Consider the following 13,118-nt stretch of genomic DNA (forward strand, 5'->3'; position numbering starts at 1 on the left):
GAATACCGGCCTGTCACGCCGGGGGTCGCGGGTTCGAGTCCCGTCCGCTCCGCCAATAAATTGAGAAGCCCAGTCGAAAGACTGGGCTTTTTTCATTTCCGAAACTGCAAAGTCAGCGGTCACCATTACCCACCTCCTCTTCCTTTCTCCACGCCGAGGCATCTTGATGTTCGCCGCTGGTTGTCTCCTTGCCACTGGCAGCCCGGTCCCTACCTATGTCCGCTTGTGCTTGAGCCGGACAGCACCCTCCCGTCCGCTCAGCCAGTAAATTGAGAAGCCCAATCTAACGACTGGTTTTTTTGTGCATTTTTGCCCAGTACAACAAGGCCCTCCTGCTTGGGCAGGTCTTTTGTGTTCTTGGCTACGGAGTAGCTAGCTTTGAGCTTTAGCAGATTGCTATTGCATCACCAGCTGGATGGATATCTTGCCCTGTTATGCAAGGTGGTGGCTCGGTTCAAAAGCGCTCAAGCAATGGGAAATACAAAGTGTGATGTAAGGCCGGAGGCGTTGGTCTGCGTGAAAGAGCCAACAGGAGGCTTGAGAATGTGCACATAAAGAAAAGGGGACGGCAGTTGCCGTCCCCTCAAGTCATCTAGTCCAGTCCATGAACTGCAATGCTCCCTGCGATCCCTGACTTTATCCTGATCCTTCGGAATATCCCCTTCCCAATCCGTTGAGGTGTCCTGTGACCATCCTGGTCTGGCAATCGTTCCTGATTGCTGCACTCTCTCCATCCTGGAGGTGTCCCTTACCACATCCTGTGGTGTTCCTTGCGTCATCCTGACAGATAACCATCCAGGCTATCTCGCTTCATCCTGAAGCTGTCCTGCTCGCATCCGGCGAGGTCCTGTTCTTCCTGAAGAGCGGTAATCCCTACTGCTCTGCCTCATCCCGAGGTATCCGCAACCACATCCTGTGGTGTCCTGTTCAATCCGTTTGATAACCTTCCCGGTTACCAGCCTCATCCTGAGGTATCCCTGACCACGTCCTGTGGATTATTCCCTGTTTATGCGCTGTTCCTGCATCCTGCCGAACCAGCTTCGTCCTTGTGAGACCCATATTAAGGGAAGCGCACAGAGTAACAAGGGAGCTTGGGTAGTTATCGGCATGAGCCAGCTTGATTAAACCCAATCATTAACAAGATAAATCCATATTAATCATTATGTTAGTTTGTTTCATTGGAAAGCACATGGATTCAAAGATGGCTTCGCGTACGGTGCAACACAGTGGCCTCTTACAGCCTCTATGGCGGATCTCTCACACGAAAAAACAGGGGGAAAACGATGGTACAAGACTGCTCAATTCAACTGGCAAGAGTTAAAAATTAGTTGAATAAATATGCTTGAAAAGAATACAAAAAGCCGAGGCTGAGCTCGGCTTTTTGGGATTAGCTAACCCGGCTGCCTGGTGTCGGGTATGCCTTGCGCAATGACTCTGGCGCCAGCACTTCCAGGTTACCGCTCATGTTATTGAGCCAGGTGCGAAATTCAGGGGTGTCCTGGACTTCCGTCTCCACCACCACACTGCGCTTGTCATAGCGAGTCATGCGTGGGTTGTGGCCCGGGATCTGACCATCGACCAGGGTCGGGCAGTTTGCATCAATGCGACCGACAAAGCGGATTGGACCGCTGACGTCCTGGTAGCCCTGGTCACGGATCAGCTTCTGGATATTGAAATCCTTCGGCTGGGTTGCGCTGAAGTTGGTCAATTCCACGCCCTTGATGTGATCGAACGGGATGCCGTATACCTTGGGATCCAGCTCGGACAAAGTACAGAGCAGGGTCGGACCATCGGCCTGATTCAGGATGCCGAGCGGATTGATGCGGTCATAGCAGAGCCATACAGTACGCTCCTTGATGACGCGCTGTATCTCGGCGCTGAACTTGCGACCACGCCAGAGAGCATCGCGGATCAGGGTGCTGCGACGGATCTCCGGGTTGCCGGCAAACGGACGCGGTGACTGATGTACGCTCTCGAGCCAGCGTTCGGCCAGTTCGCTCTGGCTGTCGCGGATCACCTGGCTGGCCTTGTCGATCAGCGGATTCAATTCGGTCAGCACACTTGCCGGTAGCAGTTGGCTTGCCTGATCACTCCAGGTTTTCAGGGCCACCGCCAGCGACAACGGCATGATATTGGCGAAGTCGTTGAGGCCATGGCGCTCAAAGCACCAGCCGTGGGGTTTGCTGCGCTCATCCGAGGTGAGGTCGAACAACCCCATGCCGGACATCTCTTCCAGGTCCCGTTGCACGGTACGCAGACTGACATGGATACCTTCCTCTTCCAGTTTTACCTGAAGTTGGCTGGCGGTCAGCTTGTAAGGGCGGTGCGGGATGCAACGCGCCAAGGTCAGTTGTCGTAACAGCTTCTTACTCATGGTGCATGCCTTCACTGGTTTAGCGTTGAGTGTATCCTAGCCATGGCATGCGACAGTCTATGTCGCAAGTTTTGCTGCGACAACTGTCGCCATTTTCATACAAACGTCATTAACTACATGATATTAAATATGATTGCTGTTTTGGTGGGTAGCAATTGAGGCTTTTAATTGATGAGAAAATCGCAAATTAAAGTGCTGTCTTGCGGTTTTTAGGGAGAATAAAAAATAGAAATCACGTTAAAGGGCAGAAGATGATGTGGAGGGAATGGCTTCCCCCCACCAGATGGACATTCTTGTCAGGCCAACCAGGACCAGGCCGACTTGGTCATGGCGGCTCCCACCATGTACCCAAACACCGCCAGCGCGGCGACACCCGCCATAAGCTTCTGGCTGCGATCGGGCCGTTTTAACGCCATGACACCGAGCCCTATGTAGACCACCAGAGCGATCAGCTTGGTCATCAGCCAGGGTTGCTGGCCCGGGCTCATCTGCAACGTGACAGCCAGCAGCACCCCGAACAGCAGCAAGAAGGTGTCGTTGACGTGGGGCGCTATCTTCAGCCAGCGCTGTTGCAGACGCGGGCTGGCATTGAGAGAGAGCATCCAGCGATAGACAAACAGCAGCAGGCTGACGATGGCGAGGGTCATGTGCAGGTGTTTGAGCAGAGGGTAATAGGCAATCATGTTGCTTCCTTGTCGTTGTCGGGCAGACCGCTGTTCCAGTTGTGAGCGTGAATACGCTCTTGTCCTTCCTGATCGTCTTGCAACAGATCGGAAAGGATGTCCCTGTATTGCAGGCTCTTGTTGATGTAGGTGTGTTCGTCGTCCAGGTAATTGGCCTGCTCCCGCAGCAACCAGTTGTCGTGTTGTTTGAAGGTCTGTCCCGCCCGCCAGGCCTGGTTGGCCCGAAATCCCAGCTGGGTCAGCGCTTCCACCCCCAGATCCACGGCGGAACCCAGGGTTTCCCGATGCACGCTGTCCACGCCGTGGCGCAGGATCTCGTGAGCATGGGGTCTGTCTTGGGCACGCGCCAGTATCTTAAGGTGCGGGAAGTGTTTCTTCACCATTTCAATCACCTCAAGCGAGGTGGCCGGGTCATTGATGGAGAGTACCAGCAGTTTTGCCTTGTGGGCGCCGGCGGCATGCAGCAGATCGAGCCGGCTGGCGTCGCCGTAGAACACCTGATAGCCGTACCTGCGCAGCATCTCTATCTGACTGGCATCCTGCTCCAGTATGGTTGTGCCTATGCCGTGGCCGTGCAGCAGGCGCCCCACTATCTGGCCGAAGCGGCCGAAGCCGGCGATGATGACGGGGTGCTCCACCAATTCAGGTTGCTCGTGCTGCGGCGAATCGCTGTGGGTACGGTAATCGAACCAGGGCTGGATCACCCGATCGTTGAGGATCAGCAAGAGCGGCGTCAGCGCCATGGAGAGGGCCACCACCAGGGTGAGCAGCGATATGGTGTCGCCAGGCAGCACCTTGTTCTGGGAGGCAAACGAGAAGAGCACGAAGGCAAACTCGCCACCCTGTGCCAGCGCCAGCCCGAAGGTCCAGCGCTGGTTGGGCGAGATACGAATGACAAAGCCGAGCGCCATCAGCACCAGCCATTTCAATGCCATCAGGCCGATCACCAGCGCCGGGATGAGAAAGGGGTGTTCGGCAAACAGGCTGAAGTTGATTCCGGCGCCCACCGACATGAAGAAGAGGCCGAGCAGCAAGCCCTTGAACGGCTCTATGTCCGCCTCCAGCTCGTGGCGATATTCGCTGTCGGCCAGCACCACGCCGGCGAGGAAGGAGCCAAGGGCAGGGGAGAGCCCCACCGACTCCATCAGCACTGCGATGGCGATCACCAGCAGCAGGGCGGCGGCGACGAAGATCTCCCGCATGTGGGACTGGGCGATGGCGCGAAACACCGGCCGCATCAGGTAGTGGCCGCCCAGCACTATGCCGGAGATGGCCGCCACCACCAGCAGGCCGTGTTGCCAGCCGGCCAGCTCCGCACTGCCATTGCTGGCCACCGGTGCTATGGCGAGCAACGGCAGGATCGCCAGTATGGGAATGACGGCAATATCCTGAAACAACAGCACCGCAAAGGCGGATCGACCGCTTTCGCTCTGCATCAGTTTGCGCTCCTGCAGGCTCTGCAACACTATGGCTGTGGAGGAGAGCGCCAGGATGAGGCCGATGGCCAGTCCCTGCTGCCAGGGCAGTCCGATGAGATATGCCACGCCAGTCAGGGCACCTGTGGTGAGCAGCACCTGCAGGCCGCCGGTGCCGAGTATGGGCCCCTTCAGCTGCCACAAGAGGGCTGGGCGCAGCTCCAGCCCGACCAGAAACAGCATCAGCACCACCCCGAACTCGGCGAAGTGCATCACATCCTTCTGCTCCCCCACCAGCCCCAGCAGGAAGGGACCTATGATGATGCCCGCCAGCAGGTAGCCAAGCACGGAACCCAGCCCCCAGCGTTTGGCCAGCGGCACGGCGATCACCGCCGCCGAGAGGTAGATAAGCGCATCAAACAGTAATCCGTGACCCATCAGCCCGCCCTCCGTTTGAACGTCTGGTCAGGCTCATGGGGTCGGCCAAATAGCTGACAGTGTTTCATGAGAGCACCTCCAGCAGATCCCGCAGATAAGATTGCCCCGCGAGCTGATCGGGGGTCAGCTGCTCGTCGCGCAGGGCACACAACAGCTGGCGATAATCCTGGCCACAGCGGCGCAATGCCTCCGGATCCTTGATCTTGTGAAAGGAGTGGAGCACGAACGGGGGTAGCCAGGTCATGCCGCACAGTTGTGCCGTTTGCTGGAACGGCAGCAAAAAGTCGAGCAGTGGGCGACTGTTGTAGCCTGCGCTGCAATAGGACTCTGGGGCGCCCCCCGTGGTGATGGCACTCAGCCACTGCTTGCCATTGAGGGCATGGGCCTCGGGACCGTAGGCATAGCCGTATTCCAGCACCAGGTCCATCCACTCCTTCATGATGGCGGGGCAGGAGTACCAGTAGAAGGGGTGTTGAAAGACGATGATATCGTGTTCCGACAGCAGGGCCTGTTCCTGTTTTACATTGATGAACATGTCCGGGTAGTGCTGATAGAGGTCGTGAACTGTGACACCCTCCAGCCCTTCGATAGCCTGCAACAGCTGCTTGTTGGCTCTTGAGCTCTGCAGGGCCGGGTGTGAAAAGATAACCAGAATGCGTTTCATGGGGTCATAACCTGAAGACTGAGCCTGGTACTGGCAAAAACCAGTACTGGCGAAAAGAAGATGCATTGAGCGGTGACGTTATCAAGAAGTGCCATGGCCCGCCAGTTCCTGAATCAGGTCCCGTTACGCTGGACGCGGGGATCCATGGGTGAATCGCACCCCGCCAGATTACTTACGTCCCGCGAACCATAGAGGGGAGGGCTTGACCCTCCCCCTGGGCCAGAGGTTACCATAGGGCTCTTCTGCTTAATGAGTCATGTCATGGTTCTGACCCGTCGCCAACTCGCTCGCGCTCGCCGCTGGCTCCCCTTGTGGAGTCTGCTGATGGTGCTGATGTCGTTTGGCAGCCGGGCGGCGACCGATCTCTGTACGCTGACCCCCCATTGCAGCCAGAGCGAGCGTACCCTGGAGAAAGCCATGCCGTGTGGCAGCTTTACTGCGGCGCTTGCCATGACGGTGCTCACCAGCGACAGCCTGACGGTGGCCGTGCTGGAGCCTGACAGGCCTGAGTTTATTGCCCCTTCCCTGTATACGCCGGATGCGCCGCCCGAGCGGCTGGAGCGTCCTCCCCGTCATCCCGGTTGAGTCGAGCTTCCCCATTTTTTTGGGTATTTCTTCTTATCCGAGGTGAGTCATGTACAAGTCCCTGTTACTGGCCCTGCTGGCCGGCAGTGTCAGCTTCTCCGCCCTGGCTGCGGAGCGGATGACTGTCTACAAGTCCCAGTATTGCGGCTGCTGCAAGACCTGGATCAAGCACATGGAAGAGAACGGCTTTGAGGTCAAGGTCGTCGAAACCGAGCAGCTTGAACCCATCAAGCAGCAGTACGGCATCACTCCGCAGCTGGCGTCCTGCCACACGGGTGTGGTCAATGGCTATGTGGTGGAGGGACATGTACCCGCTGCCGACGTGCAGAAGCTGCTCAAGGAAAAACCGGCGATCCGCGGCCTGACCATTCCGGGCATGCCCCAGAGTGCGCCAGGCATGGATATACCGGGTCAGCCCTATCAGGTGCTGAGCATCAGTCATGAGGGCGCGACCAAGACCTGGTCGAGCTATCCCGGCTGACGCAAACTGGTCATGAGCAGACACAACTCCATCATGTGAGGCACACCTGAGCGAATCCGTGTCGCTCATGGTCAGGTTTGAGGGCCACTGTCGCGAGACAGTGGCCCTTTTACGTGTTCTGGCGGGTTTTGCGCTGATAACTTGCAACTGGGGGCGACAAGGGGCAGATTGTTGGCCACACCAAGGAGCCAAGGCTCAGGTTTGCCAACCCTTTTAAAGCGCAAAGGATGCGAGATGTTCACCTTTTCCCGAGGGCTTCTGCTGCTGGCTTGTCTGGCCGCCGTCCCCTGTTCATATGCCAATGATGAGTCCGCCATGCCCACAAGTGACACCCTGATCCAGCCTCCCGTGGCCGCCAAACATCCTCATACCATCAAAAAACACGGGGATGCCCGGGTCGACAACTACTACTGGCTGCGGGATGACGAGCGCCAGAACCCCGAGATGCTGGCCTACCTCAAGGCTGAAAACGCCTATACCGATGCCATGCTCAAGCCGACCCAGCCGCTGCGCGATCAACTCTACAAAGAGATGGTGGCCCGCATTCCCCAGCAGGATGAGTCGGTTCCCTATGTGAAGAATGACTACCGTTACCAGACCCGTTATGAGCCGGGCAAGGAGTACGGCATCTACTCCCGCACCAGGGTCGGGGAGAAGCACGCCGATGTGATGCTAGACAGCAACCAGCGCGCCGAAGGGCACGAGTTCTACGCCCTGGGCGCCCTGGAGGTGAGTCGCAACAACCGCTGGCTGGCGGTGGCGGAAGATTTCCTCTCTCGTCGTCAGTACCAGATCCAGTTCCTCGATCTGGAGAGCGGCCAGTGGGCCAGCGACAAGTTGGAAAATACCTCCGGCAACCTGGTATGGGCCAACGACAGCAAGACGGTGTTCTACGTGCGCAAGCATCCCAAGACACTGCTCCCCTATCAGGTCTATCGCCACGAGCTTGGCTCGGATCCGGCGAAAGACACCCTGGTGTATGAGGAAAAAGACGACACCTTCTACGTCAGCCTCTATGCCACCACCTCGGAAGACTTCATCGTTATCGCCCTTTCCAGCACCACAACGGGCGAGGCGCGTCTCATCGACGCCAACGTGCCGACCCAGGCGCCGCGGCTGTTCCTGCCCCGTCAGGTGGATCACGAATACAGCCTGGATCACTACCGTGGCCGCTTCTATGTGCGTTCCAACAAGGACGGCAAGAATTTCGGCTTGTACGAGACCAAAGAGAGCCCGGTCGATCGCTGGAAATCTGTGATAGCTCCCAATCCGGACGTGCTGCTGGAGAGCTACGCCCTGTTCAAGGAGTGGCTGGTACTGGAGGAGCGCAACCAGGGCCTGACCCGGCTGCGCCAGATCAACTGGCAGAGCGGCGAGGAGAAGGAGATCGCCTTCGACGATCCCGCCTATGTCACCTGGCTTGCCTACAACCCGGAGCCGGATACCAGCGCCCTGCGCTATGGCTACTCCTCCATGACCACTCCCGCATCCACCTATGAGCTGGATATGACGAGCGGCAAGCGCACCCTGCTCAAGCAACAGCCGGTGGCGGGCTTCAAAGCACAACTGTATGCCAGTGAGAGACTCTGGATCACGGCCCGTGACGGCGTGTCCGTGCCGGTGTCACTGGTCTATCGTAAGGACAAGTTCAAGAAAAACGGCCACAACCCGCTGCTGGTGTACGGCTACGGCTCTTACGGTGCCAGCATGGATCCCGACTTCAGCACCGCCCGTCTGAGCCTGCTGGACAGAGGCTTCGTCTATGCCATCGCCCATATCCGGGGTGGCGAGGAGTTGGGCCGTCACTGGTATGAAGATGGCAAGCTGCTGAAAAAACAGAATACCTTCAACGACTTCATCGACGTCACCGAGGCGCTGGTGGCGCAAGGGTATGGCGCCAAAGATCAGGTCTATGCCATGGGTGGCAGTGCCGGTGGCCTGCTTATGGGGGCCGTCATCAACCAGGCTCCACAGCTTTATCGCGGCGTGGTCGCCCAGGTACCGTTCGTGGATGTAGTCACTACCATGCTGGATGAGTCGATCCCCCTCACCACGGGGGAGTACGACGAGTGGGGCAACCCGAACCAGAAGCGTTACTACGACTACATGAAGGCTTATAGCCCTTACGATCAGGTCAAGGCACAGGCCTATCCCAATCTGCTGGTCACCACGGGTCTTCACGACTCCCAGGTACAGTATTGGGAGCCTGCCAAGTGGGTCGCCAAGCTGCGCGAGATGAAGACGGATGATAACAAGTTGTTGCTGAATACCGACATGGATGCTGGCCACGGTGGCAAATCCGGTCGCTTCAAGGCGTACGAAGACATAGCGCTGGAATTCGCGTTTATTCTGGATCTGGCCCAAGCCGGTAGCTGAGACAAGATGACACAGGCCCTTGCCCTGCAAGGGCCACAAAAGAATCCGTCATCGTTTTTTATTGCTTCCATCAGGTAGCAGATGGAATTAATCTTTGGTAGGAAAATGAATGATCAGCGTCATAATTTTCGATATTTAATTCCATCATTTTGCCATTTTGTTTGATTTGTGTTGGCTTAATGTGCTTAATCGGAGTGCTTATAACTTTTTCTTTGGCCCCTCAGGGGCCAAATTATCTTCAACTGGCACGAGACCGGTTGACTCACCGCAGGATGAGGGTGATTTTTGGGAAAGGCATCGCAGCCCAACCCTTTTCTTGCATGAGGCAAGTTAGGCAAGCCCAGCGCAGAACAGGGTGTTGTCGTACATTCATCCGGGAATCGGATGAGATAAATCAATGAAAAGGATGGAAAACATGAAAGGATTATCCTTGGCGTGCGCCCTGTCGGCGGCTCTGGTCGGTGTTTCGTTTGGCGGCCAGGTACAGGCGCAGGAGCGCTTCGTGACCATAGGCACCGGCGGCCAGACTGGCGTCTACTATGTGGCAGGCCAGTCTATCTGTCGTTTCCTCAATCGCGGCGCTGCCGATCATCAAATCAAGTGCAACGCGCCCGCCAGTGGTGGCGGTGTTGCCAACGTCAACGGCATCCGCAGCGGTGAATTCAACTTCGGCATCATGCAGTCTGACCACCAGTTCAAGGCGATGAAAGGGCTGCCCCCTTTCCAGACCGAAGGGGCCATGGATGATATCCGTGCCGTCTTCTCCCTGCAGAGCGAGGTGTTCACCATTCTGGCTCGTCGCGATGCCAAGATCGCCAGCTTTGACGATCTGAAGGGCAAGCGCGTCAACATCGGCAACCCGGGCTCGGGTCAGCGTGACACCATGGAAGAGATCATGGCGGTCAAGGGTTGGAAGAAGGGTGACTTCGCGCTGGTTTCCGAGCTGAAACCGGCGGAGCAGGCTTCTGCACTGGGTGACAACAACATCGACGCCATGAGCTACTTCGTTGGTCATCCGAATGGCGCCATCCAGGAAGCTTCCACCACCACGGATGCCGTGCTGGTGCCGGTGACCGGCGAGGCCATCGACAAGCTGTTGGCAGAGAAGAGCTACTACACCAAGGCCGAGATCCCGGGTGGCCTCTACAAGGGCAGCGACCAGCCGACCCCGTCCATCGGTGGCAAGGCTGTGCTCTCCACCAGCGCCAAGGCCGATCCGGAAGTGGTCTATCAGCTGGTGAAGTCTGTCTTTGACAACCTGGATCGCTTCAAGCGCCTGCACCCTGCCTTTGCCGACCTGAAAGAGGCCGACATGATCAAGGTAGGGCTCTCTGCACCGCTGCATGAAGGGGCTGCTCGCTACTACAAAGAGCGCGGCTGGCTCTGATTGAGGGCCCAAGGGCCTTTGTCACTCCCTCGACACCCGTTGGCTGCGCTGTTTGCGGCGGCGGGTGTCGTTTTTGTTGTACTCGTTGGCACAAGTTAACCCTATGCAAGATACACAACTCTCTACCGAGGAACTGATCGCCCAGGATGTGGGCGCTCGTCTGCCGCTCGGCATCATGGGCTGGCTCATTACCGCCCTGGCGCTGGCCTGGTCCCTGTTCCAGCTCTGGATTGCCTCGCCACTGCCCTTCATGCTGGGTTTTGGCGTACTCAATGACACCGAAACCCGTGCCATTCACCTCACCTTTGCCCTGTTGCTGGCCTATCTGGTGTTTCCGGCATTTCGACGCTCTCCCCGGGACAGAGTCCCGCTCAGCGACATGGCGCTGGGGCTGATTGCAGCCGGTGCGGCCTCTTACCTGTTTGTGATGTATGAAGCGCTGGCCCTGCGTCCGGGCAGCCTCACCACCTCTGATCTGATCACGGCCTGTATCGGCATCCCCTTGCTGCTGGAAGCGGCACGGCGTGCTCTGGGCCCAGCCCTGGCGGTCATTGCCCTGCTGTTCCTCGTATACAGCCTGGCTGGCCCCTGGATGCCGGGTCTGCTGGCTCACCGCGGCGTGAGCTTCACCGCCCTGGCCAACCACCAGTGGATCACCACCGAAGGGGTGTTTGGCATAGCGCTCGGCGTGTCGACCAGCTTCGTGTTCCTGTTCGTGCTGTTCGGCGCCCTGCTGGAGCGGGCCGGTGCCGGTCACTACTTTATCCAGCTCGCTTTCAGCCTGCTTGGTCACCTGCGCGGCGGCCCGGCCAAGGCGGCCGTCGTAGCCTCCGGCCTGACCGGCCTCATCTCGGGGTCGTCCATCGCCAACGTGGTCACCACTGGCACCTTCACCATCCCCATGATGAAGAAGGTGGGCTTCAGTGCCGAGAAGGCGGGGGCGGTGGAAGTGGCTTCCTCGGTCAACGGCCAGATCATGCCCCCCGTGATGGGGGCCGCGGCCTTCCTGATGGTGGAGTACGTGGGCATCCCTTATGTGGATATCATCAAGCATGCCTTCCTGCCGGCCGCCATCTCCTATATAGCGCTGCTCTACATAGTGCATCTGGAAGCGCTCAAGCTCGATATGCAGCCTATCGGCGGCCATCAACCCAAGCCCTGGCTGCGTCGTTTGACCGGCTTTGCCTTCGGCGCGGCCCTCATCAGTGGCCTGTCGCTGGCAGTCTACTATGGCCTCGGTTGGCTCAAGCCCGCGCTGGGTGATTATGCCTTGCCAGGGATTTCATTGCTGCTGGCTGCCGCTTATGTGGGTCTGCTCAAGATAGCGGCCAGCAATGAACCATTGGCAGCGGAGGATCCCGACAAGCCGCTGATCAAGTTGCCCAACACCCGCGCCGTGCTGCTCTCCGGTCTGCATTTCCTGCTGCCCGTGGTGGTACTGGTGTGGTGTCTGATGGTGGAGCGCCTCTCGCCTGGTTTGTCGGCCTTTTGGGGCACCGTCATGCTGGTCATCATTTTGCTGACCCAGCGGCCGCTGCTCAACTGGCTGCGTACCGATGGCAAGCATGACTACGGCTCGCTGCTCGATGGCATGGTGGATCTGCGGGAAGGGCTGGTCGCCGGTGCCCGCAACATGATCGGCATCGGCATTGCCACCGCCACGGCGGGGATCATAGTCGGTGCAGTCTCCCAGACCGGGGTTGGCCTGGTGCTGGCGGATCTGGTGGAGTTCCTCTCCATGGGCAACCTGCTGCTGATGCTGCTGCTCACCGCCCTGCTGAGCCTGATCCTCGGCATGGGGTTGCCCACCACCGCCAACTACATAGTGGTATCCAGCTTGCTGGCGCCGGTGGTGGTGACGCTTGGCCAGCAGAGCGGCCTGATAGTGCCGCTCATAGCCGTGCATCTGTTCGTGTTCTACTTCGGCATCATGGCGGACGTGACGCCACCTGTGGGTCTGGCCTCGTTTGCAGCGGCTGCCGTTTCCAAGGGCGATCCCATCAAAACCGGTATCACGGCTTTCTACTACAGTCTGCGCACCGCGGCACTGCCCTTCCTGTTCATCTTCAACACGGATCTGCTGCTGATCGACGTGGACTTCGCCCACGGCGTGCTGATCTTCGTGGTGGCGACCATTGCCATGCTGATCTTCGCCGCCGCGACCCAGGGCTGGTTCCTGGTGAAGAACTGCTGGTACGAGAGCATCTTGCTGCTGCTGGTGGCTTTCACCCTGTTCCGTCCGGGGTTCTGGATGGACATGGTGCACGATCCTTATCGCAGTACACCGCCAGCACAGCTTGCCCAGACCATGGGGGAGGTAGAAGCGCAGAGCACATTAAGGTTGCGGCTCAAGGGTGAGGATATGGTAGGCAAGCCCCGTCAATCCACCCTGCTGGTCGCAGTGCCGGATGGTGCAAATGGCGACGAGCGGTTGGCGAACCTGGGTCTGACGATCTATGAGCAGGATGGCAAGACCCTGATCGACAGCGTGGCCTTTGGTAGCCCGGCCGCCACCATGGGGCTTGAGTTTGACCAGGAGATCCTCTCCGTCAAGGCGCCTACCGAGCGCTGGCGTAAAGAGCTGATGTGGTTCCCGGGCTTCCTGCTGTTCGGGCTGATCGTCTGGTTGCAACGGCGACGTGCGGTTCGCCAATAAAAAATGCCAATAAAAACGGCGCCATCAAGGCGCCGTTTTTATTTTCCCAATCGGGGATT

Annotated in this window: 9 protein-coding genes; 5 read left to right on the plus strand and 4 right to left on the minus strand. The window is 58.2% G+C overall.

Features of this window, described 5'->3' with window-relative positions:
• Positions 1–1,387 precede the first annotated feature (1,387 nt).
• From GWQ27_RS20590 to GWQ27_RS20605, 4 genes are all read right to left on the minus strand, one after another.
• Positions 1,388–2,374, minus strand: coding sequence for a WYL domain-containing protein (locus GWQ27_RS20590; RefSeq protein WP_005316508.1), 987 nt, complete (start codon positions 2,372–2,374; stop codon positions 1,388–1,390).
• 296 nt (positions 2,375–2,670) lie between these two features.
• On the minus strand, positions 2,671–3,057 hold the full coding sequence (locus GWQ27_RS20595) for a SirB2 family protein (RefSeq protein ID WP_275908213.1): 387 nt from the start codon (positions 3,055–3,057) through the stop codon (positions 2,671–2,673).
• Positions 3,054–4,910, minus strand: a complete 1,857-nt coding sequence (gene kefC / locus GWQ27_RS20600; RefSeq protein WP_111589329.1) for a glutathione-regulated potassium-efflux system protein KefC — start codon at positions 4,908–4,910, stop codon at positions 3,054–3,056. The genes GWQ27_RS20595 and kefC overlap by 4 nt, the downstream gene beginning before the upstream one ends.
• 64 nt (positions 4,911–4,974) lie before the next feature.
• The gene (locus tag GWQ27_RS20605; RefSeq protein ID WP_159165162.1) at positions 4,975–5,574 is read right to left on the minus strand and encodes an NAD(P)H-dependent oxidoreductase; all 600 of its coding nucleotides are present in this window, start codon (positions 5,572–5,574) and stop codon (positions 4,975–4,977) included.
• Positions 5,575–5,835: 261 nt separating this feature from the next.
• On the opposite strand from GWQ27_RS20605, the gene GWQ27_RS20610 reads away from it, so the two are divergent.
• From GWQ27_RS20610 to GWQ27_RS20630, 5 genes are all read left to right on the plus strand, one after another.
• Positions 5,836–6,159, plus strand: coding sequence for a hypothetical protein (locus GWQ27_RS20610; protein ID WP_005316500.1), 324 nt, complete (start codon positions 5,836–5,838; stop codon positions 6,157–6,159).
• Between the two features lie 49 nt (positions 6,160–6,208).
• Positions 6,209–6,640, plus strand: coding sequence for a DUF411 domain-containing protein (locus GWQ27_RS20615; RefSeq protein WP_021140157.1), 432 nt, complete (start codon positions 6,209–6,211; stop codon positions 6,638–6,640).
• Between the two features lie 234 nt (positions 6,641–6,874).
• On the plus strand, positions 6,875–9,016 hold the full coding sequence (locus tag GWQ27_RS20620) for a S9 family peptidase (protein ID WP_275908214.1): 2,142 nt from the start codon (positions 6,875–6,877) through the stop codon (positions 9,014–9,016).
• Between the two features lie 415 nt (positions 9,017–9,431).
• On the plus strand, positions 9,432–10,403 hold the full coding sequence (locus GWQ27_RS20625; RefSeq protein WP_159165166.1) for a TAXI family TRAP transporter solute-binding subunit: 972 nt from the start codon (positions 9,432–9,434) through the stop codon (positions 10,401–10,403).
• 103 nt (positions 10,404–10,506) lie between these two features.
• Complete coding sequence (locus tag GWQ27_RS20630) at positions 10,507–13,059, plus strand: TRAP transporter permease (RefSeq protein ID WP_275908215.1); 2,553 nt, start codon at positions 10,507–10,509, stop codon at positions 13,057–13,059.
• Positions 13,060–13,118: the final 59 nt, after the last annotated feature.

Source organism: Aeromonas sp. 5HA1 (assembly GCF_029237245.1).
Lineage (GTDB): Bacteria > Pseudomonadota > Gammaproteobacteria > Enterobacterales > Aeromonadaceae > Aeromonas > Aeromonas salmonicida.

Bases quoted from the DNA above. Each gene is read 5' to 3' on its own strand.
- GWQ27_RS20595 (WP_275908213.1), bottom strand. From the start codon at position 3,057: ATGATTGCCTATTACCCTCTGCTCAAACACCTGCACATGACCCTCGCC.
- GWQ27_RS20610 (WP_005316500.1), top strand. From the start codon at position 5,836: ATGGTTCTGACCCGTCGCCAACTCGCTCGCGCTCGCCGCTGGCTCCCC.
- GWQ27_RS20630 (WP_275908215.1), top strand. From the start codon at position 10,507: ATGCAAGATACACAACTCTCTACCGAGGAACTGATCGCCCAGGATGTG.
- GWQ27_RS20620 (WP_275908214.1), top strand. From the start codon at position 6,875: ATGTTCACCTTTTCCCGAGGGCTTCTGCTGCTGGCTTGTCTGGCCGCC.
- GWQ27_RS20590 (WP_005316508.1), bottom strand. From the start codon at position 2,374: ATGAGTAAGAAGCTGTTACGACAACTGACCTTGGCGCGTTGCATCCCG.
- GWQ27_RS20605 (WP_159165162.1), bottom strand. From the start codon at position 5,574: ATGAAACGCATTCTGGTTATCTTTTCACACCCGGCCCTGCAGAGCTCA.
- GWQ27_RS20625 (WP_159165166.1), top strand. From the start codon at position 9,432: ATGAAAGGATTATCCTTGGCGTGCGCCCTGTCGGCGGCTCTGGTCGGT.
- GWQ27_RS20615 (WP_021140157.1), top strand. From the start codon at position 6,209: ATGTACAAGTCCCTGTTACTGGCCCTGCTGGCCGGCAGTGTCAGCTTC.
- kefC (WP_111589329.1), bottom strand. From the start codon at position 4,910: ATGGGTCACGGATTACTGTTTGATGCGCTTATCTACCTCTCGGCGGCG.